This is a genomic window from Vibrio vulnificus CMCP6 (assembly GCF_000039765.1).
GTDB lineage: Bacteria > Pseudomonadota > Gammaproteobacteria > Enterobacterales > Vibrionaceae > Vibrio > Vibrio vulnificus_B.
The window spans coordinates 2,673,131-2,695,133 of record NC_004459.3; the positions used below are offsets into that span (position 1 = coordinate 2,673,131).

Genomic DNA, 22,003 nt, shown 5'->3' on the forward strand with positions numbered 1-22,003 from the left:
ATTTTTTACTCTATCGATGACATTTCGCCGGCAAAAGTGGACATTTTACGTGCTAAAAATGTGTAAAAAATGTCTACCTGATTGCACTACAAGCTCTCATAGTCGCAGTATTTAGACGAATTAACACAATGAACAGAGGTAGGAGAAGGCAAAAAAAATCGGCCAAAAGGCCGATGAAAAATTTATAGGAACGAAAATTAGGAAAGGTTATCCGACTAACGCCATAGGCATTAGCGTATTCATTCTTGCAGCAGTAGACATGCGATCGTGCATGACTTTGATGGCTTCACCATAACTTAAGCTCTTTGAACCGCTTAGCATAAAGCCTTCAAGCTCTACACAGCTGACTAAGCTTGCATTGTCCCCTGCTTCCAATACGATAAACAGCCCTTGATTCAAGCCATTTTGCAGCTGTACAAGCTCCCCTTCACTGGGTTGGTAATCCGAACCTGTAGAATGGAAAAACCAACTCTTGGGTTGGACTGGCTTATGAAAGCGCTTAGCAGCAACGCAGTAGAGCGTTAGCTCATCTCTGCGATATTCACTCAAATCAAGCGACGACAGACATTCTTTGAAAGTCTGAAAGGCACTCGCGTCATCAACTGTGAAGTCGTTATAGGAGAAAGCGCAGTCCACCAGCAATTTATCACTAAGATTGGTTTGAAATAGATATCTATCGCCTAAGTCAAGCATTAGACGGCCTGACGGCTTATCAAAATACCAGCTCCATTTATCACTTGGTTTAAGCATCGTTCTATTCTCACACTGACTGATTCACAGAGGTAAACGCTTAATTACCCTCCAACTGTTTTGATTCTACAAACGAATGAATAAAAAAAAAGAGGAAACCAAGTCCTCTTTTTTCTGTTAGAAAAGCTGCTATGTCAGTATGTTAGCGAATCATTCTATAGATTTTTAACAATATCGCGTACTAAGCCAGGGCCGTGATAGATGAAGCCAGAGTAAACTTGTACAAGATCCGCCCCTGCCAACATTTTTTCTTTTGCAGCAACATAAGAATCAACACCACCGACGCCAATAATTGGTATGTTACCTTGTAACTCTTTACGAAGTAATCGCACGACCTCAGTAGAACGAGACTGCAGTGGACGACCACTAAGGCCCCCAGCCTCTTGCGCATGTTTCATGCCTTCAACCATCGTACGATCAAGCGTGGTATTGGTTGCGATCACACCATCGATCTTGTTGTTGATCAACGATTGGCAAATCTGGCTAATCTCATCGTCGGTAAGATCCGGTGCGATCTTTAATGCCAGAGGTACATATTTTCCATGCTTCTCTTCAAGCTCAGCTTGCTTACGTTTTAACTCAACCAGTAATTCATCAAGCGCTTCGCCATATTGAAGTGTTCTTAGCCCAGGCGTGTTTGGAGAAGAAATATTCACGGCAATATATCCCGCATACTCATATACCTTTTCCATACAGATGAGATAATCTTCCGCGCCCTTCTCGATTGGTGTGTCTTTGTTTTTACCAATATTGATGCCTAATACACAGCTGTATTTGGCCTTCTTGACGTTTTCAATGAGATTGTCAACACCTAGGTTATTGAAACCCATACGGTTAATGATCCCTTCCGCCCCTACTAAGCGGAACAAACGTGGTTTATCATTTCCTGATTGTGCTCTAGGTGTAACGGTACCAACTTCAACAAAGCCGAATCCCATTGCGTCAAATGCTTCTATACACTCACCATTTTTATCCAGACCAGCCGCAAGACCAACTGGGTTTCGGAAAGTGAGTCCCATGCATTCTACTGGTCGATTTGGGAGTTGTTGACGATAGAAAAGATCAATTGGTGTGCCGGTAAAGCGTTTGAAGTTTTGGATAGCGAGATCGTGTGCCTTTTCTGCATCCAATTGAAAAAAGCCAGCTCTGGCAAGACGGTAAAGCATTGTGCCTCCGAAAGAAAAAAGCCCCGTGTAAACGGGTTGGTATTATTTACTTAAAAGAACAACTTTTCAAACAAAAACGTCAAAGATATTGCATTCCAAATGCATTAGTAGAATTAAATTGATTTAAAACATAGGGTTAAAGTTTTTATTTGTTGAAAGTTAGCGAAAGGCACGAGTGATTGTAACGATTGCCAACACTCAAAAAGTGACAACGCAACTTATTGTTGATTGTTTTTTGCACTCCGATATAAGAAAAGCCCCATTCAAGGGGCTTTTTTATGTCAGAGACTCAAAACTTTAACTATTTGAGCTGCAATTTAAGTTGAGAAGAACCAGTTCTCTCAACGCGACCGAGAACTTGGCAAACTCATGCACACTACCCACTTTGAACTCGTTGAGGATGCTTTCCCAACGATGTAGTGAGGTTTCATTGCGCTCCATCCATGTTTCCAGCGCTTCCATAACATCTCCCTTGCTCTCTGCCTGCATGCAGTTGAGCACTTGAGCAGTCAGCAAGCGTTGTTGCCAATCGAGATCTTCGCGGAAAGCTGCGCGAGCCAAGGCTTGCCAGTTGTTATCGACTGCCTGACCATTAATTTGCTTCAAGAACCAATGTAGTGATAAACGATCGCCTAAGTTGAAGTACAACTTCGCTGCTTCCTCAACCGTTTTATTGGTTTCACGAGCAACGGAAGAAATGTCTAACGCTGATTGGAGACTGGTTAGACGAGAAACGCGGCTTGCTAGCTTCGCTTCTACCCCACGACAAATCCAGCTTTCTGCCAACTCATCATGCTCTTCCACTTCAGAGACAACCAGCATGTTGTCAAGAGAATGCGTGATCACATCAACGTCAGCTTGGTACTTAGCAATCAGCTCGCTCACCGTGTTCTTACCACTGCGATTTCGCAGTAGCCAGCGTGCAACACGACGAAGCATTCGACGCACATGGAACATGATTTCGTATTGAGCATCTGCGCTAGCGATATTGTCCAGTTCACGTGTTTGAGCCAAAATCTCACCCAAGCCGTAAATCTCGCGTGAAGCACTGTACGCATTGGCGATATCCACCACCGATGCGCCAGTCTCTTGTTGGAGACGAGTGACGAAGTTACACCCCATTTCGTTAACCATTTGGTTCGCAAGTGATGTAGCAATGATTTCCGCACGCAGTGGATGTGAAGACATCTGATTCGCGAATTTGTTTCTCAATTCACTTGGGAAGTATTGGATCAATTGCTGCCCATGGAACTCATCATTCGCAATCTCGTCATTGGCCAGTTGCTCTTTAAGTACCATCTTGCCATAAGCAACCAACACTGCCAGTTCAGGACGAGTTAGGCCTTGGCCCAGCTTCTCACGCTCTAGTAACGTTTCGTCATCAGGGATGTTTTCTAGAACGCGATCCAGATAGCCTGCTTTTTCCATAGTATGAATAAAGCGAATTTGCTCTTTAACGACACTAACACCTTGCTGCTCGGTCACAGAGATGGATTCAGATTGGCGGTAAGCATCATCTAGAACGATATCTCCGACTTCATCTTGCATCGATTCCAAGATCTTATTGCGCTGTTTCACGGTCATGTCGCCATTGGAGACCAAACCATTCAAGAAGATCTTAATGTTGACTTCGTTATCCGAGCAATCCACACCGCCCACGTTATCAACAAAGTCGGTATTAACACGTCCGCCTTTTAGAGCGTACTCGATACGACCTTTTTGCGTCATACCTAAGTTACCGCCCTCACCAACTACTTTGGCGTTGAGATCACGACCGTCGATACGTAACACATCGTTCGCTCGATCGCCTACATCGGTATGTGTCTCACTCGATGCTTTCACATACGTACCAATACCACCATTCCAAAGCAGATCTACGTCCATTTTCAAGATCATTTTGATCAATTCGTTTGGCGCCAAAGAAGTTTTCTTTGTACCCAACATTTTTTGGATCTCTGGTGTTAAGGTAATCGACTTCGCCTTACGTGAGAAGACGCCGCCGCCTTTTGAAATCAGCTTAGGATTATAATCTTCCCAGCTCGAGCGAGGAAGCTGGAACAAACGATCACGCTCTTCCCAACTAGAAGCCGAATCCGGGTTTGGATCAATAAAGATATGAAGATGGTTAAAGGCCGCTTGTAGACGAATGTGCTTTGACAACAGCATACCGTTACCAAATACGTCACCTGCCATATCACCAACACCAATCGCCGTGAAGTCTGTTGTTTGACAGTCAATACCCATTTCACGGAAATGACGCTTCACGGACTCCCAACCACCTTTTGCAGTGATACCCATTGCTTTGTGGTCATAGCCGTTAGAACCACCAGACGCAAATGCATCACCTAACCAGAAGTTGTATTCAGCAGACACAGAGTTCGCTAAATCGGAGAAGGTTGCGGTGCCTTTATCCGCTGCAACGACCAAATACGGGTCATCCTCATCATGTCTTACAACGCTCTTCGGTGGAATCACTTCCCCTTCAATGATGTTGTCAGAGACATCTAATAGCGCACGAATGAAACGTTTATAACAACGCTGGCCTTCTGCAAAAATCTCATCACGGTTGGTCATGGTATGTTGACGTTTACAAACAAAGCCACCTTTAGCTCCAACAGGCACGATAACGGTATTTTTAACCTGTTGCGCTTTCACCAAGCCAAGCACTTCTGTACGGAAGTCTTCTTGGCGATCTGACCAACGCAAACCACCACGAGCCACTTTTCCGCCACGCAAATGAACACCTTCAATGTCGGGAGCATAGACGAAGATTTCAAAGGCTGGCACGGGTTGAGGAATCTCTGGAATATCACGAGGTTTTAGCTTCAATGATAACCAAGGTTTCGGTTGTTTTTGATCATCAAGTTGGAAATAGTTTGTCCGCACGGTTGCAACGATCATTTCCATGTAACGACGAATGATACGATCGTCATCCAAGCTATCCACCGACTCTAGCTGTTCGGTGATCTTGTTGATCAGCTCATGTTGACCTTTTTCGCTTCCTTTGTGTTTAGGATCAAAACGTTTGACAAAGAGATCAACCAACCCTTTGGCCAACTCTGGATAGTGACTCAGGGTGTCTTCGATGTATTGTTGACTGAATGGGAAACCCACTTGGCGCATATAACGAGCATAGGCACGTAAAATTGAAATTTCTCGGCCAGTCAGCGAAGCCCCCAATAGCAGACGGTTGAAACCGTCACTTTCTAATTCCCCTTCCCAAATCGCAGCAAACGCTTGTTGGAAACGATCTCTCGCTTCACTTAAGTCCACTACCTTGTCGCTCTTGTGCAACATCGAGAAATCGAGGATCCAGAATGTTTGACCATTGGTCTTGTGGATCTCGTATGGCGACTCCCCAATCACACGCAGACCCAAGTTTTCGAGCATCGGCATGACGTCAGAAAGGTGAATGGGTTCGTCACGATGGAACAGTTTTAAGCGTACGGCTTTAGAGTCTGCGGACAACTCTTGAGGGCGGTAGAAAAGCATACCCAGTTTGTTGTCATCACTAAGTGCCTCTAAACGATCAATATCATCAACCGCACTGCCCGGCATCATCGCTTCTTTGTACGAGCGTGGAAATGCCTTCATGTATTCTTTTGAAAGTGGCAGTCCTTTACTTTCGCCAAAGTTGGCAATGATAGAATCTTTAAGGCGATCATCCCAAGTTGAAGAGACTTCCATTAGATTTTGCTCGATGTTTTTCACGTCTACGTCGATGTTATTGTTGTCTACACGCACAATATAATGGGTACGTGCTAACGGCCCTTCGGAGAAGTACGTTGTAAACTCAACTTCTTGCTCACTGCCAAAGTACTGTTTCAAAATGCGTTGAGTTTGACGACGCAATTCTGTGTTGTAACGATCTCTTGTTACATACACCATCGCACTAAAGAATCGGCCAAACGGGTCTTTGCGTACAAACAGACGCAGAAGATCGCGATCATGCATTTGCACCACGCCCATGCCGACTTCAAGTAACTCTTCTTCTTTTGCTTGAATCAACTCATCTCGAGGGTAATTTTCTAGAATGTTGTGTAGTGCTTTAAACGCATAGGAACCATCGCGGTATCCGCTAGCATCGAGAATGCGATCCACTTTTTCGCGGATAAGTGGAATGGAAGAAACGGTTTGGTTATACACCGACGAGGTATACAGGCCCGTGAAACGATGCTCACCAACCACTTTTCCTTTGGCATCAAACTTTTTAATGCCGATGTAGTCGTTGTATGCAGGTCTGTGAATACGAGACGCTTTGTTGCCTTTAGTGATAATCAGTGCGCTTGGCTTCTTGGCTTCGAGGCGAGCTGAATCTGAAAGTTGTGATAACTTCACACTGCGAACTCGAGATTCTTCCGCAAAAAGGCCCAAGCCTTTTTCTTTTGTTGGTACGAGCTCAGTTTCGCCATCCACACTCACCAAGTCGTACTCTTTGTATCCCATGAACGTAAAGTTGTGGTCCCCTAACCAACGTAGAAATGCAATGCTTTCATCGAAACGTTCACCATCCATGGAAACCGCTGATTTTTGCGCTTCCAGTTGTGCTGTCACTTGCTCTAGTCGCTCTACCATGAGCAACCAATCGTTCACCACCAAGCGAGTATCGTTGAGCACATCAAGCAGCTCTTGCTTCAACTTGTGCATCTCATCTTTTTTGCTTAGTCGGTCAACTTCGATGTGGAACAGTGACTGTAAGATCCCACCCAGTCCATTGACATCAATCACTTCGCCTTTTTCATTGCGAGTGATTTGCGTCGGGTTGTTGAGCATTAAGTGACAGTTAAGATCCAGTCGGCTTAACGCCATTTTGATGGAATCAACCAAGAACGGACTATCAGGTACCACCACTTCTACGATGGTATGGGTTGATTGCCAACCGTGGCGGCTGACTGTCGGGTTAAATACTCGAACCGAGACGTCGTCTGGTTTCTTCTCTTGAATATGATGCCAAAGACTAATAATCGCACCGTAAAGGTCAGACTCGTTGCGTTGGATTAGGTCGTCCATAGACATGTTACTAAACAGGTGTTGAGCTAATTTAGTAACGAAAGGCTGGTGGGATAGCTCGAGTTTTTCCTGAATCAGTTGGTAAACTTTTTCAAGCAGAACCGGCACTACATTTTCACGCGCGGTCATATTCACACTCCACATTAGAATAGTTTTTTTGTAGGGGACACTTAGCAATAAATCTAGCTAGGAGACTCAATAACTAAGCATAGGTAATGCATGCGCTTATTGTAAAAGCAATATTGAAATTTAGTTAATAAAATTAACGAAGAATAGAGGTGAAATGTTTGATAATGTGATTAAGATTCGTGTTTAACTCACTGTTAAACTAGGTTCTTATAGTGATTCTAACTTAATAAATCGATGATTCTGGTCAGTTGTTAGTCTAAAGCGCCCTTTTAAGCCTAACTGGCTGAGAAACGGCCGAAATTTAACCGCTGGTAATTGAATCCTCAGTCCTTGCTCTGTCACCACTTGAACAGCACTCGCCGCACCAGAATAGTGAGCTAAAAATGCCTGATAGCTAATATTGAGTGTGAAGTAATAGTAATTCATAGTTTGAACAAGATAGCTGGCATTGTGCCAGCTATCTCACGATCACGGTTATTCGCTTTCTAGTGCTTTTGACACTTTTTCAAATAGATCTTTTGCCAAATCCTCTAAACCTTGAAGGGCTTTGAGCTCTTGGCGAATTAACGCCTGGCGATCACTATCGTACTTACCTAACTTGAGCAAAGGATCCACTAAGCGCGATGCCACTTGAGGATTGGTCCTGTTCAACTCGCGTAGGATTTCGCCAGCAAAACGATAACCCGCGCCAGATTTATCATGGAAGTTCACTGGGTTCATACCAAGGAAAGAACCAATCAAGCTGCGTGTACGATTGGGGTTTTTAAGACTAAATGCTTCATGCTTCATCGTCTCTTTAACAACGTCCAGTGCATTGGCAGCAGGGTTGCAGCCTTGTAGGATAAACCACTTATCCATAACGAGACCATCATGCTTCCACTTATCACTGTAATCTTGCATCAGTGCTTCACGGCAAGGCAATTGCGCTTGGTTGGCGGATGCCATCGCTGCAACTGTATCGGTCATGTTGTTCGACTCTTGGTATTGCTTCAATACCAAATCATTACCCTCTTGAGTATATGCCAGATACGCTAGACAGATATTACGTAACGCACGCTGACCAATCGCCGCATGCTCGATGGTATACTCAGCTTGCTTCAAGCTATGATAAAGTGCACTCAACTCATCACATAGCTGTGTCGCAAGAATGACTTTTAACTGTTTGAGGACCTGAGCAATCGCATCAACGTCCACTTGCTTGTACCAACCAGACACTTCATTGTGGTTTGGTAATGACATGACTTCAGCGATAAACGCGGAATCTAATTCTGCATTAAGAAGCACACCACGGAAGGCATCAACAACCGCCTCAGGCAGTTCTACTTCTTTACCCGCCTGAACTCGCTCAACATTTTGACGAATGTATTTTGCCAGTAACATTTGGCTGGCATCCCAACGAGAAAATTCGTTACGAGCATTCACCATAAGGAACATCAGCTCACGGTCTGAATAATCGTACTCAAGCTTAACCGGTGCTGAGAATTCACGTAACAAAGAAGGCACTGGCTTTTCTGCCACATTCTCAAACACGAAGGTTTGTTTGTCGGCTTTCACATCCAGCACGTTTCCAACAGGCTCACCAGCAATGATCATTGGGATCACATCACCATTTGCTGCGTAAAGCTCGATATCGAATGGAATATGCAATGGTTGCTTTTCCGCTTGCTCGTGTGTTGGCTCGGTCGACTGCTCAACCGTTAACGCGTAAGTTTGTTTCTCGGCATCATATTGGCTACTCACACGAAGCGTTGGTGTACCCGACTGGCTGTACCACAAGCGGAACTGTGTTAAATCAACACCCGTTGCATCTTCCATGGCAGAGACAAAATCTTCACAAGTCGCAGCAGTACCGTCGTGACGCTCAAAGTAGAGCTTCATCCCTTTTTGGAAACCTTCTTCACCTAGTAAAGTATGATACATGCGAATAACTTCACTGCCTTTTTCATACACTGTTAGCGTGTAGAAGTTATTCATTTCAATCACTTTATCAGGGCGAATTGGATGAGACATTGGGCTAGCATCCTCCGCAAACTGCGGCCCACGAATGGTACGCACGTTCTGAATGCGATTCACTGCTCTAGAGCCAAGATCAGAAGAGAATTCTTGATCGCGGAAAACGGTTAGACCTTCCTTCAAGCTCAATTGGAACCAATCGCGACAAGTCACGCGGTTTCCTGTCCAGTTGTGGAAATACTCATGACCAATCACGCGCTCAATGCCGAGGTAATCTGCGTCAGTCGCGGTTTGAGAGTTGGCTAAAACAAACTTTGAGTTAAAGATATTGAGACCTTTGTTTTCCATCGCACCCATGTTGAAGAAATCAACGGCGACGATCATGTAGATATCTAGGTCATACTCGAGATCGAAACGTTCTTCATCCCATTTCATCGAATTGATCAGAGAAGTCATCGCATGTGGCGCACGATCTAAGTTTCCTTTGTCGACAAAGATTTCAAGATCTACGCTACGACCAGACTTGGTGACAAACTTATCACGAAGCACATCAAAGTCGCCTGCAACAAGAGCAAACAAGTATGCAGGTTTTGGATGCGGATCTTGCCATTGAACCCAATGACGGCCACCTTCCAGTTCTCCTTCTGCGATGCGGTTACCATTGCTCAGCAAATAAGGATATTGTGCTTTGTCGGCAATCACTTTTGTCTGGTAACGCGCTAAGACATCAGGGCGGTCTAAGTAATATGTGATGCGTCTAAAACCTTCAGCTTCACATTGTGTACAGAAAGCACCACCCGATTTATACAGGCCTTCCAACGCGGTGTTGGCTTCTGGATCGATTTCGGTCACGATGACAAGCTCAAACTCTGCTGGAAGATTCGAGAGAAGCAAGGAACTCTCTTTAACCTCAAACGCCGACCATGCTTCACCATTCACAGCAACAGAAATCAGTTTTAGAGCTTCACCGTCTAACTCAAGGACATCACTCTCACCCTGTTGCTTAACTTGAGAAACCGCCGTGACGACGGTGTTGTGATCGTAAAGATCAAAGGTTAAATCGATGTCGGTTATCGTATGCGAAGGCGCCTTGTAATCTTTACGATATTTAGCCTGTGGGGTTTGAGACATATCTATAAATCCTTGTACAGTGAATCAGAATGTGCCCGTCGTTATTTCATAATTGCTTTAAAGGTTTACGCTAACCGCAACTATCCACTTGTGCATCTGTGTGTCTGTTATTTCGGGCACAGATAAATTACCTCTGTTAGATGCGGTTTGGAAACGAATAAAACAAGGCTTGACGCAAAAAAAGAGAAGACTCGTTGAAAATCCTCTCTTTTCCGATGAAAAATCCATCAATATGTCTCTTTTACTGCCATTTAGACAGCCTCTATTAGGCCACTTGGGTTAACGTACTCGGTTAAGTACTGCGAGCATTTCCCCACTCTCTTCCTGTAACGTTAACTGATCTGTGTCTAAGACATAAGTTGTATCATGCTCACCATTTTCGTATAACAACACCAAATGATTTCCTTCGGTGTAGTAAACCCCTTTCTTGACCGACTCATCACCATCCTCAGATGTCACCCTAAACATGAAGACAAAATCAGGCTGTAAAATTAAGTCCATTTTGTTTATCTGATTCGCGATCATCCCTTCTCCAGATAATTGCGCACTCGACCAAATACCAGCCAGTGCATTGGGTAAACCTTTGGTAAACGTCACGCCGTTGAGATTGAGCATATTGTGATTACTTTCATACTGATAGACTTGAGGCTCATCCGTATTGAGTCCTAATATGATGGTGTCTTCATTTGCGGTGTAGATCCCTTCCCAATGGTCAATGCTGTAGTCGCGTTTTTGGATATCGATTTGGAACTCATACTTAGAGTTTAACGTGAGCTTAATCGCCCTAAAGTCTTCACGACTTTCTTCAACATTCGGATTCACCAAATACCAATCGCCAAGTAATAAAGGGGTGTCAAAGTAGGTTAAATCAGCGGATTTAGTGGACGTATCTTGAGCGTAAACCGAAGATAGCGTTAGCGCAGCGAGCAAAGTTAAGAGCCATTTCATTGTTCATCTCCACACTAGGGCTGTATGCCGTTTTCTTAAAGCTTAGGCATGGAGTCATCATATGGCGAATTTTTTTGACTTAAATCACATTATTGTTCAGAGAAAAATAACTTCATCTATACGTCATCTTTCCTTCACTTTGCTATGGGTTATGAATGAAAAAAGCGAGCTTTAATGCTCGCTTTTTATCATCACACCGTTTTTAGGACGGTTTTTTCAGCATGTCTACCATGATAGCAACAGATTCATCAAGATATGCATCTGGCGTTTCATAGTCTTTGGGTACATCGTCTAAAGTCTTAAACGCTTCTTTACCCGCTAATGCTTGGCGTTGATTGATGCGATCTAGGCGCTGCTTATCAGCCTGTTCAGATTCTTGCTTACGCACTTTTTCATTCAAAGAAAGCGTATTGTCGTCTTTCTCTGCTTTGTACTTAGCAATGTCTTCCGCAATAAACTTAAACTCTAGCTCGTTAGCGATCCGCTCATCATGTTTTACACGCAATTGTTCAATCAAAGAATCATTACGTTGTAACACTTGATAATCCGCTTTCTCAATACTGTCCCAAGGTAGAGCATTATCTTCAACACTCTCACCTGTTTCCTCAGGATCAATCGCGGTAGGGAAAGGAATGTCTGGCACGACACCTTTATTTTGCGTGCTGCCTCCATCAATTCGGTAGAATTTTTGGATGGTGTACTGAACATAACCGATTTCTTTGTCAAACAAATCATAGATATGATTCAGCGAGCGGTGCTGTTGTACGGTTCCTTTACCAAATGAGTTTTCACCAAGGATAATGGCGCGGCCATAGTCTTGTAGTGCAGCGGCGAAAATTTCAGAAGCAGATGCACTATAGCGATTCACCAACACCGTCATCGGGCCTGAATAACTGATTTGTCCATCCGTATCAGCGTTGACTTTCACTCGCCCATAACTGTCACGAACTTGAACCACAGGGCCCTTTTCAATAAACAAACCCGTGAGCGCAGTGGCTTCAGTTAATGCCCCACCACCATTGTTTCTCAAATCAACGATGATCCCGTCAACACCCTTACCTTTGAGATCAGTAAGCAGCTTATCGGTGTCGGCAGAAAGACCCACATAAAAACTCGGTACTTCTAGAACACCGATTTTTTTGCCATCTTTTTCAATCACCTCGGCCTTCACCGCTCGGTCTTCCAAGCGAATTTTGTCACGCACAATGGTGACAACGTAACTCTTAGAGTCTTTACCTTCTGGCAGAACTTGTAGGTGAACTTTGGTTCCTTTAGGACCTTTAATCAACTGGACAACATCATCAAGACGCCAGCCGATCACATCGACGATGTCTTTCTTATCTTGGCCAACACCGATGATTCGGTCCCCCTCGCCTAACTGTTTACTTTTAGACGCAGGGCCACCAGCAACCAAAGAACGGATGACAGTGTAATCATCCGTCATCTGTAAAACAGCACCAATGCCTTCCAGTGACAAGTTCATCTCGGACTGGAATTGTTCAGCGTTTCTTGGTGAAAGATAACTGGTATGAGGATCCACTTCGCGTGCAAACGCGTTCATGTAAAGTTGAAAAACGTCTTCGTTGCGCGTTTGAGTAATTCTCTTCATCGCGTTGTTATAACGTTTTTCTAGAATTTCTTTAATTTCTGGCCAATCTTTGCCAGTCAACTTGAGGTTCAGCGCATCGTATTTTACTCGCTGACGCCACAGTTCATTAAGCTCGGTTTGATCCTTTGGCCAAGCCGCATCAGTGCGATCGAGTTCAATCTCATCATCCGTATCAAAGGTGATTTCTTGATCGAGCAGTTTGAGAGCATAAGAGAATCGCTCAAAACGCTTTTTCATTGAGAGATTGTAAACATCAAACGCGATTTGATTGTTGCCTTCTTTGAGTTGGTCATCCAACTCTGTTGACCACTTTTCAAATGAATCAATGTCTGCTTGGGTGAAGATATTCTTATTGTAATCAAGCATTTCTATATAGCGATTAAACATCGCACGAGAGAAATCATCGTTGAAATTAAAATGCTTGTAATGAGAACGAGTAAAACGGGAAGTGACCCTTTTGCTTGCAGTTTCGTGTTGAACTTCAGGTGCAAGTAAAGGGAGATCTTTTTCTGATAGTTTGGCTTCTAGAGCCTGAGCTGACGCTGCTAGCCAAAGGCTAGCAGCAATCAGAGTCACTTTTGAACGGCATTTCATGCGTAGGAGTGTCTCCTTTATGCGCGAAGGTGCTCCGCTTTCACAACCATTTGAAGGCCGTTAGACAGTTGAACTCGCACATCATCCTTATTAATTTCTACGATAGTCGCAGCCATGTTTCCTTTACCCATGTTTACGTTAACCGCTTTACCAGTGATCAATTCATCTGCGTTTAGCGCACGTGTTTCCACAGGTTGTTTCGCAGGCTTTTGCGCCTGAGGTTTGTTAGCACGACGTTGCTGAGGTGCTTTCTTTGTTTTTGGCTTTGACTTCTCTTCGTCACGAGCTTTTTGAGCTTGTTCTTTACGGCGAGCTTGTACCTTAGCTTTGCTTTCCGCTAGCGTTGCTTTCGCATGTTCAACGTGTTCTTCTTCTAGTACACCACACTCGTTACCATCTAGGTCAACACGAGTTGCGCCTAGTTTAACGCCGTGTAGGTAACGCCAAGAAGAAGTGTATTGTCTTAACGCTGCTCGAAGCTGAGTCTTGCTTACTTTTTCATCTTCACTTAGACGTTCAGCAAGATCTTGAAAAATACCAATTTTAAGAGGTTTCGCTTCACCTTCTAAAGTAAAGCACTTGGGGAAACATTCAGCAATATATGCAATAACTTCTTTGCTGTTTTTTAACTTTTCAGTCATGAGTTGTCCTGGTTTGAGCGGCCTGCCCGCGAGCATTAAGATAAAAATATTCTCGTATTATAGAGAGATGCGGGCGAAAAACCACTCTCGTTACCCAATTTATGCGTTGTTCGCGTGTGAATTAAGCAGCTTTTCTACTTCTGCCATGAAAAATGTTAACCCTTGTTCATCAATTTCACTAAATCTACCTACACTTGGGCTATCAATATCCAGAACGCCAGCCAATTGCCCATTGATTGAGAATGGGATCACAATTTCTGAGTTGCTCGCCGCATCGCAGGCAATATGTCCTTCAAACTCGTGCACATCATGCACTCGTTGAACAGTATAAGTTTGCGCTGCCGTTCCGCATACGCCCTTACCCATAGGAATTCGCACGCACGCTACTTTTCCCTGAAATGGCCCTAAAACCAACTCGTCTTCTTTATATAAGTAAAATCCAACCCAGTTGAGATCGGACATTCCCATGTTCAGCAACGCACTAATGTTGGAAAGATTGGCGATTAAGTCACGCTCTGATTCAATAAGTGCGACTGCTTGTTTGGTGAGTGTTTGGTAATGTTCTATGGTCATATAAAGCTTCCAATTGTTTATTGCACAGCTGAAGCGTGCATTAATAATTTCCTGAATTTACTTTGGAATAGAATCAACAGCCGCTAGAATGCTGACTCTAATATAAATAGGACTTATTCTCATTATAATGTTATCGACATCCGACACTATTAGCCGCTCCTGGCTTTTAACACAAGCAAAAAAACACAAATCTAAGCTTGTGTTTGCGAACCTCATTGCCATTGTTGCCACTTTGGTTAGCGTCCCTATTCCTCTACTCATGCCACTCATGGTTGACGAAGTGTTACTTGATCAACCTGGTAAAGGATTAGCAGCCATGAATACCCTATTGCCTCAAGCCTGGCAAACACCGACAGGGTATATCTTCTTGACTTTGTTACTGGTGATTCTGATGCGTATCACCAGCCAAGCATTAAACATTTTACAGAGCCGCCAGTTCACCTTGGTCTCAAAAACCATTACTTATCAAATGCGCGCTAAGATGATCGATAAACTCGGTCGCATCAGTATTCGTCAATATGAGACTCGAGGTAGCGGAGGCATCAACGCACACCTCATCACAGACATCGAGACCATTGACCAATTCATCGGCAGCACCTTAGCGAAGTTCGTGATTAGCTTGCTTACCGTCATCGGCACTGCAGGTGTTCTCCTATGGCTGGAATGGCGACTTGGCTTGTTTATCCTCTTAGTCAACCCTATCGTTATTTACTTCTCTAGAAAACTAGGCAGCAAAGTTAAACATCTCAAAAAGCGTGAAAACCAAGCATTTGAGCAGTTTCAAAATCGCCTAGTTGAAACCCTTGATGGCATTTATCAATTGAGAGCAGCCAATAAGGAACGAGAGTTTCTCTCTGAGCTCAAACAGCAAGCTGATCAAGTCCGACTCAACGCAGACAAATATGCTTGGCAATCCGAAGCCGCGGGTAGAGTCTCCTTTTTGCTCTTTTTACTTGGTTTTGAGCTGTTTCGTGCCGTTGCGATGCTCATGGTGCTCTTTAGTGATCTCACGATTGGCCAAATTTTTGCTGTTTTTGGTTATCTTTGGTTCATGCTGACTCCGGTTCAAGAACTGCTAGGTATCCAGTTTTCTTGGTATAGCGCGAAAGCGGCGCTTGCTCGCATCAACGCGCTTTTGGAACTGGAGGAAGAGTATAGACCTGAGTCGAAAGTCAATCCTTTCACTGATGGCAAAGAAATTGATGTTTCGGTCGAAAATGTCAGCTTCTCTTACAACAGTGAAACCACTGTATTAAATCAGTTGAATTTACGAATCCCAGCGGGAAAGAAAGTCGCTCTCGTTGGCGCAAGTGGTGGTGGAAAGTCCACATTAATTCAGCTGCTTATTGGTGTCTACCGGCAAGACAGCGGAGTCATTCGTTACAATAATGAGTCCAGCGATGATATTGGTTTTGAGTTAATTCGTGAAAAAATTGCTGTTGTATTACAACAACCTATACTATTTAATGACAGCCTAAGGCATAATCTGACCCTTGGTGGCGACTATGACGAAAGCGCGCTGTGGCAAGCGTTGGAAATCGCTCAACTGCAAGACGTTATTTCGCAGTTAACTGCTGGGTTGGATACGCAAGTGGGCCGAAATGGGATACGTTTATCCGGAGGCCAAAGACAGCGTTTAGCTATTGCTCGCATGGTATTGAGTGATCCTCAATTTGTGATTTTGGATGAAGCAACCTCAGCGTTAGATACCGCAACCGAAGCGGCGCTCCATAGAGCGCTTAATGAATATTTGAAAGGAAAGACAACGCTTATCGTGGCACACCGATTGTCTGCGGTAAAACAAGCGGATTTGATCTATGTATTGGAAGATGGACAAGTTACACAAAGCGGGACACATACTGAGCTGGTTGAGCAAGATGGCTTGTATCAAACACTTTATGGCAGTGTCCAATCGCATGCCAGCTAGTGGCAGCACGTCCTCTATCGCCCATTTTGAGAGGTCGCAATGACCTCTCCTACTACTCATCAGCATCAAACCCAAATTGAAAAAGTCCGTTTGTGCCAAGGGTGCGAACTTCCCGTCGATGTGTTGCATGTTGCCAAAGGCCGCAGCGCATATTGCCCAAGGTGTGGTACCCAGCTCTATCGTGGTGGCAACCCAAGCCTTTCTGGTAACCTCGCCATCGCGATCACCTGCTTGATGCTGTTTATCCCTTCTCACTTTTTTAACTTTATCAGCATTCGACTTTTCGGCGTTATGATCCCTGCAACACTCCCATCCGGTATGTTGACATTAATGGATGAAGGCTTTGTCGCGCTTTCACTGCTGATCATGTTTTGCAGCTCGTTAGCCCCCTTATTAGTGTGCAGTGCCGTAGTAACCGCTCATATGGCGTTGCGTTATCGCTGGTTTCGAGTGCTCAAGTATTCACTGGAAATCGTACAAAATCTTAAACACTGGATGATGCTGGATGTCTTCCTCGTCAGCATCGCCATCTCATGTTTTAAACTGCAAGACTATTCCGATATTTTCGTTGGGCCAGGCTTAATTGGCTTGCTCCTATTGCAACTTTTTAGTGTCTTGCTCATAACTCGCGTCAGTGTCAGGCGATATTGGGAAACATGGCATGCAGAGAGCCACTACTCGCTCGAAGAAAAGCATGTCCACTGCCACAGCTGTCACATGTCTCAACCCGAAGCAGAGCAATGCATTCGCTGCCATAGCCCTCTACACCATCGCAAACCGCACTCGTTACAAAAAACATGGGCCTATTTAATCGCAGCCACTGTCGCGATTTTCCCTGCCAACTTGATCCCTATTTCGATTCTGATCACTAATGGGCAACGGCTAGAAGATACGATTTTTTCGGGTGTTGCATCCTTAATTAAAAACGGCATGCATGGCATCGCCGTGATCATTTTTGTCGCCAGTATTGTGGTGCCCGTCGCTAAGATACTCGGTTTGACTTACATACTTTTGTGCATCCATTTCAAACGTACGATTTACCATCGGCAGAGAATGACCATTTACTTCTTTGTTAAATGGATTGGTAAATGGTCTGTGATGGATCTTTTTGTCATCTCGATCATGATGACCTTAGTCGATCGAGGTCAAATTCTCGATTTTACTCCCGGATATGGAGCGGTCGCATTTGGTATGGTGGTTGTGTTAACCATGTTGGCCGCAGAAAGTATTGATCCCCGATTAATCTGGGACAACTACTCAGATGCAAATAAAGATGAGTCATTGCATGAGCAAACAAAATAGTTCGCAAAAATCTTACACTCCTGATGTGCGAAAGAACAAAGGGATTTCTCCCCTTTGGATTTTGCCTATCTTAACCATGCTGCTTGCGGGATGGTTGGTCGCGAAGGCGATCCACGATGCAGGGCAACGAGTTCAAATTTACTTTTCTGACGCACAAGGATTGGTTGCAGGTCGTACAACGATTCGCTATCAAGGCTTAGAAGTTGGCATGGTGCGAGATATTAACCTCTCCAAAGACCTTTCTAATATCTACGTCGATGCCGATATTTATCCCGAAGCGACTCAGCTCCTCAACAAAAACACCCGTTTTTGGTTGGTAAAACCAACGGCCAGTCTCTCCGGTATTTCTGGTCTTGATGCTTTGGTTTCTGGTAACTACATCGCTATTCAACCCGGCAATGACGACGATGAAGCCGAAACCGTGTTTTATGCTCTTGATAGCGCGCCCACCGATATTCTTGCCGAAAAAGGGCTGACGATCACCTTACGTGCCCGCGATTTGGGTGGCGTCTCGATTGGTTCTAAAATTGTTTACAAGAAGATCCCTATCGGCGAAGTGTACAGTTACCGCTTAGCGGAAAACGGTAAATCGGTGACCATTCTTGCTCGAATTGACGATGAATATCGCCACATCATTAACCAGCAGAGCCGATTTTGGAACGTCAGTGGCATTGGGGCCAGCATTGGCTTTGAAGGTGTGGATGTACGTTTGGAAAGCATGAGCGCCTTATTTGGCGGCGCCATCGCGGTCGATTCGCCAGATGATGGTGAACCCGTGGAGAAAAATGCTCAGTTTCGTTTGTATCGCGACCTCAAAACCGCTGGCCGTGGGATTTCGGTACAAATCACCCTCCCCGATGGTCATAACATTAGCTCTAACGGCGCACCGATTATGTACCGAGGCATTGAAGTAGGTGAAATTACCAATCTTTCGCTTTCAGAAGGGCGTGAGGTGATTATTGCCAATGCCGCTATTCAACCCGCCTTTAGCGACATGCTGACAACAGGCAGTGATTTTGTATTAGAAGAAGCCAAAGTGTCGCTTTCTGGTGTCGAAAACATCAGCAATTTGGTTCGCGGTAACTTCCTTACCATCATTCCCGGTGACGGGGAAAAATCTCGCCGCTTTACTGCGATTAAAAAAGAGGAATATTCACAACAACAAGCTAAGTCCTTGTCTGTACGTCTCTTGTCCGACAGCTCGTACGGTCTCGATGCGGGTGCGAACATCCTTTACAAAGGGATTGTTGTTGGTTCGGTGATCAAAGTCGGCCTGTTGGACGAAAAAACAGCCCGTCAACCTGCCAATGAAGTGTATCTTGATGTCCTCATCGACAAACAATACGCCTATTTAATTCGCGCCAACAACCGCTTTTTCGTAACGGGCAGTGCAACCGCTGAGCTGACTGAATCTGGCCTGAGTGTCACTGTACCGCCCGCTAAACAGCTACTCACAGGCTCGATTAGCTTCGTCAGTGAAGGAAAAAACAACGCAAATCCAACCTATCAGCTGTTCCAAAGTCGCTCACTTGCCGAGTTGGCAAAGTTCAATCAAACAGGCTCGCAAACATTGACCCTGTTTGCTGCAGAATTACCGCCGATTTCAAAAGGAAGCCCCCTTCTCTACCGTAACCTACCCGTCGGTAGCGTCTCGGACTTCTCCTTAGCCAACGGTGGCGTCGAAGTCACTATCAGCATCGAGAATCGTTATAAGCATCTCATCAATGATCAAACGGTGTTTTGGAACCGCTCGGGCGTCGAAGTGGACGCCAGCTTGGCTGGTGTGGCGATCAAAGCCGCTCCGCTTAAAACACTACTACAAGGTGGGATTGCTTTTGACACGGTTGCTGGCATTGAGAACAAAACTGGGCAGCATTGGAAACTCTATCCGGACCAAAACCAAGCGCGTAAATTTGGTCGAATCATTACACTCAGAACCGATGGAGGCCAATCCCTCAGCAAAGGAATGGCGATCCAGTATCAAGGGGTCAAGGTAGGAGAAATCACGCTGGTGGCGCCTGATTTCAACAAAGGCATCGTAGAGGCATCAGCAAGAATTCTGCCAGAATACGTCGCCAATGTTGCTTTGCAAGGTTCGCATTTTTGGTTAGCGGAACCCAAAATTGGCCTAAATGGGGTAAAAAACATCGACGCCCTAATCAGCAAATACATCCAGGTAGAGCCAGGCAAAGGGAAAGCGGCATTCAGTTTTGAATTAGCCAATAAGCCACCTCATCCAACAGGAACTGTGTTTACACTACAAAGTGAGCATCGTGGCTCAGTCAGTGTTGGAACGCCGATTCTTTATCGCGATATGGAAGTGGGCAGCGTGACCGATGTCCAGCTTGGTAAGTTTGCTGATCGTGTTGTCTTTAGTATCGAGATTCAAAACGAATACGCTTATTTGGTCAGACAAAACAGCCTGTTTTGGAATGTGTCTGGCGTAGACGTTTCAATAGGCCTATCCGGTGCCAACATTAAAGCTGGCTCATTTGATAGCTTGGTTCGAGGTGGCATTGCCTTCGCAACTCCACCGCAAAAACAATTAGAGCCTATCGCGCAGCAAGGCCAAGCATTTTTCCTCTACGACAAAGCCGAGGAAGATTGGAAAAAGTGGCGAACGGCCATTCCTAAACCTTAGTGTGACTCTAAATGCAGCTTTCGGGCTGCATTTTTATTTTTGTCTGCTCGCCAATTCGTTTATCATTCCCCTCCCATATTGGCACCTGGAACCCTACTGTGCATTCAAACGTCTATCTGCCAGAAACCTTTCTGGAAAAAATCAAAACCATCCTACCTAGCGCCTTGAACATGGACGACTTTATCGCCTATTGTCAGCAGCCACTGCGTAAAAGTATCCGCGTCAACACGCTCAAGATCTCCGTTGATGCCTTTCTGACCATCGCGCAAGAGAAAGGTTGGACGCTTCACCCTGTTCCTTGGTGTGAAACCGGTTTTTGGATTGAGGCAGATGAAAGCAAAGTGCCGCTTGGCAACACGGCTGAGCATATGTGCGGTTTGTTCTATATTCAAGAAGCCAGCTCAATGATGCCAGTTAGCGCGCTCTTTCTGGGTGAAAACCAATTTGAATCGGTGCTGGATACCGCCGCGGCACCTGGCTCTAAAACCACACAAATCGCAGCATTAATGAACAACCAAGGCATTTTGGTCGCGAACGAGTATGCTGCAAGCCGAGTGAAAGTGCTTCACGCCAACATTGAACGTTGTGGTGTTCGAAATGCAGCATTGAGTAACTTTGATGGCCGCGTGTTTGGTGGTTGGCTACCGGAATCGTTTGACGCCGTGTTGCTTGACGCCCCTTGTTCAGGTGAAGGCACCGTGCGTAAAGACGAAGATGCCATGAAAAACTGGTCCCAAGAATCGGTACTGGAAATTGCCGCGACACAAAAAGATTTGATCGAAAGTGCGTTTCAAGCGCTCAAACCGGGCGGTGTCATGGTTTACTCAACCTGCACATTGAGCGAAGAAGAAAACCAGCAAGTTTGTCACCATCTAAAACACACTTTTGGCGATGCAGTGGCGTTTGAAAGTTTGAGCTCGCTCTTTGATGGCGCAGAGAAAGCGCTAACAGAAGATGGGTTTCTGCATATTTTCCCGCAAGTGTACGACAGTGAAGGTTTCTTCGTCGCGCGTATTCGCAAACTGGCGTCGGTCAACAGTCCAGACGTCAACAAGAAAATGGGTAAGTTTCCATTTCAAAAAGCGAGTAAAAAAGAGAGCGCTTTGATTGAAAAATCCCTCTCTGATTCACTCGATATCAGTTTACCAGCGGACAGCACCATTTGGTTACGAGACAACGATGTTTGGCTCTTCCCTAATGCTTTAGAACCCATGCTGGGTGAACTGCGTTTCTCTCGCATGGGGATCAAGCTGGCTGAAAAGCACAAGAATGGCTATCGTTGGCAGCATCAGATTGCGACAACACTAGCCAGTGGCGATGAGAAAACCGTTGTGGACATTGACACCGATGCCGCACGCGAATGGTTTATGGGCCGCGATATCTACCCAGAAAACAGTGGCAAAGGCGAAGTTTTCGTTCGCTACCAAGGCGCAATTATTGGTTTGGGTAAGTGGGTAAGTAACAAAATTAAGAATGGATTACCGCGAGAATTAGTCAGAGATAAGAATTTGTTCTAAATCTAAGACTGCTTCCAGAATCAGCGCTGCGTGAGTCTGAGAACCAAGCAGCGCAGTAAGCCTGTACTACACTTAGGATCAGTTGGATGTGAAACCCAAGTAAGAATCTCCC

Annotated in this window: 13 protein-coding genes; 4 read left to right on the forward strand and 9 right to left on the reverse strand. The window is 44.9% G+C overall.

Going from position 1 to position 22,003, the window contains the following annotated elements:
- Nucleotides 1–207: 207 nt before the first annotated feature.
- The 9 genes from VV1_RS12570 to VV1_RS12605 all read right to left on the reverse strand — a co-directional run bounded on the left by VV1_RS12570 (nt 208) and on the right by VV1_RS12605 (nt 14,504).
- Nucleotides 208–750: a cell division protein ZapC gene (locus VV1_RS12570; protein ID WP_011080480.1), complete on the reverse strand. Its 543-nt coding sequence runs from the start codon at nt 748–750 to the stop codon at nt 208–210.
- Between the two features lie 155 nt (nt 751–905).
- A complete protein-coding gene (pyrD, locus tag VV1_RS12575; protein ID WP_011080481.1) occupies nt 906–1,916 on the reverse strand; it encodes a quinone-dependent dihydroorotate dehydrogenase in 1,011 nt (336 codons plus the stop codon).
- A gap of 297 nt (nt 1,917–2,213) precedes the next feature.
- Complete coding sequence (locus tag VV1_RS12580) at nt 2,214–7,055, reverse strand: NAD-glutamate dehydrogenase (RefSeq protein ID WP_011080482.1); 4,842 nt, start codon at nt 7,053–7,055, stop codon at nt 2,214–2,216.
- Nucleotides 7,056–7,262: 207 nt separating this feature from the next.
- Nucleotides 7,263–7,481, reverse strand: a complete 219-nt coding sequence (locus VV1_RS23965; RefSeq protein ID WP_011080483.1) for a DUF2835 domain-containing protein — start codon at nt 7,479–7,481, stop codon at nt 7,263–7,265.
- Nucleotides 7,482–7,529: 48 nt separating this feature from the next.
- The gene (pepN, locus tag VV1_RS12585) at nt 7,530–10,139 is read right to left on the reverse strand and encodes an aminopeptidase N (protein ID WP_011080484.1); all 2,610 of its coding nucleotides are present in this window, start codon (nt 10,137–10,139) and stop codon (nt 7,530–7,532) included.
- A 279-nt stretch (nt 10,140–10,418) separates the two neighbouring features.
- Entirely contained in the window at nt 10,419–11,087 is a 669-nt protein-coding gene (locus VV1_RS12590; protein ID WP_011080485.1) for a hypothetical protein, read from the reverse strand.
- Nucleotides 11,088–11,289: 202 nt separating this feature from the next.
- Complete coding sequence (gene prc / locus VV1_RS12595; RefSeq protein WP_011080486.1) at nt 11,290–13,290, reverse strand: carboxy terminal-processing peptidase; 2,001 nt, start codon at nt 13,288–13,290, stop codon at nt 11,290–11,292.
- 17 nt (nt 13,291–13,307) lie between these two features.
- The gene (gene proQ, locus VV1_RS12600; protein WP_011080487.1) at nt 13,308–13,931 is read right to left on the reverse strand and encodes an RNA chaperone ProQ; all 624 of its coding nucleotides are present in this window, start codon (nt 13,929–13,931) and stop codon (nt 13,308–13,310) included.
- Nucleotides 13,932–14,030: 99 nt separating this feature from the next.
- On the reverse strand, nt 14,031–14,504 hold the full coding sequence (locus VV1_RS12605) for a GAF domain-containing protein (protein ID WP_011080488.1): 474 nt from the start codon (nt 14,502–14,504) through the stop codon (nt 14,031–14,033).
- Nucleotides 14,505–14,631: 127 nt separating this feature from the next.
- On the opposite strand from VV1_RS12605, the gene VV1_RS12610 reads away from it, so the two are divergent.
- From VV1_RS12610 to rsmF, 4 genes are all read left to right on the forward strand, one after another.
- The gene (locus VV1_RS12610; RefSeq protein ID WP_011080489.1) at nt 14,632–16,431 is read left to right on the forward strand and encodes an ABC transporter ATP-binding protein; all 1,800 of its coding nucleotides are present in this window, start codon (nt 14,632–14,634) and stop codon (nt 16,429–16,431) included.
- A 39-nt stretch (nt 16,432–16,470) separates the two neighbouring features.
- Nucleotides 16,471–17,733: a paraquat-inducible protein A gene (locus VV1_RS12615; protein ID WP_011080490.1), complete on the forward strand. Its 1,263-nt coding sequence runs from the start codon at nt 16,471–16,473 to the stop codon at nt 17,731–17,733.
- Complete coding sequence (locus VV1_RS12620; RefSeq protein WP_011080491.1) at nt 17,717–20,374, forward strand: MlaD family protein; 2,658 nt, start codon at nt 17,717–17,719, stop codon at nt 20,372–20,374. The genes VV1_RS12615 and VV1_RS12620 overlap by 17 nt, the downstream gene beginning before the upstream one ends.
- 98 nt (nt 20,375–20,472) lie before the next feature.
- Complete coding sequence (gene rsmF / locus VV1_RS12625; RefSeq protein ID WP_011080492.1) at nt 20,473–21,891, forward strand: 16S rRNA (cytosine(1407)-C(5))-methyltransferase RsmF; 1,419 nt, start codon at nt 20,473–20,475, stop codon at nt 21,889–21,891.
- Nucleotides 21,892–22,003: the final 112 nt, after the last annotated feature.

Excerpts from the sequence above, each read along its gene's own strand:
- pyrD (WP_011080481.1), bottom strand. The coding sequence starts at position 1,916 with ATGCTTTACCGTCTTGCCAGAGCTGGCTTTTTTCAATTGGATGCAGAA.
- VV1_RS12605 (WP_011080488.1), bottom strand. The coding sequence starts at position 14,504 with ATGACCATAGAACATTACCAAACACTCACCAAACAAGCAGTCGCACTT.
- prc (WP_011080486.1), bottom strand. The coding sequence starts at position 13,290 with ATGAAATGCCGTTCAAAAGTGACTCTGATTGCTGCTAGCCTTTGGCTA.
- VV1_RS12580 (WP_011080482.1), bottom strand. The coding sequence starts at position 7,055 with ATGACCGCGCGTGAAAATGTAGTGCCGGTTCTGCTTGAAAAAGTTTAC.
- pepN (WP_011080484.1), bottom strand. The coding sequence starts at position 10,139 with ATGTCTCAAACCCCACAGGCTAAATATCGTAAAGATTACAAGGCGCCT.
- VV1_RS12620 (WP_011080491.1), top strand. The coding sequence starts at position 17,717 with ATGAGCAAACAAAATAGTTCGCAAAAATCTTACACTCCTGATGTGCGA.
- VV1_RS23965 (WP_011080483.1), bottom strand. The coding sequence starts at position 7,481 with ATGAATTACTATTACTTCACACTCAATATTAGCTATCAGGCATTTTTA.
- VV1_RS12590 (WP_011080485.1), bottom strand. The coding sequence starts at position 11,087 with ATGAAATGGCTCTTAACTTTGCTCGCTGCGCTAACGCTATCTTCGGTT.
- VV1_RS12570 (WP_011080480.1), bottom strand. The coding sequence starts at position 750 with ATGCTTAAACCAAGTGATAAATGGAGCTGGTATTTTGATAAGCCGTCA.
- VV1_RS12615 (WP_011080490.1), top strand. The coding sequence starts at position 16,471 with ATGACCTCTCCTACTACTCATCAGCATCAAACCCAAATTGAAAAAGTC.
- proQ (WP_011080487.1), bottom strand. The coding sequence starts at position 13,931 with ATGACTGAAAAGTTAAAAAACAGCAAAGAAGTTATTGCATATATTGCT.
- VV1_RS12610 (WP_011080489.1), top strand. The coding sequence starts at position 14,632 with ATGTTATCGACATCCGACACTATTAGCCGCTCCTGGCTTTTAACACAA.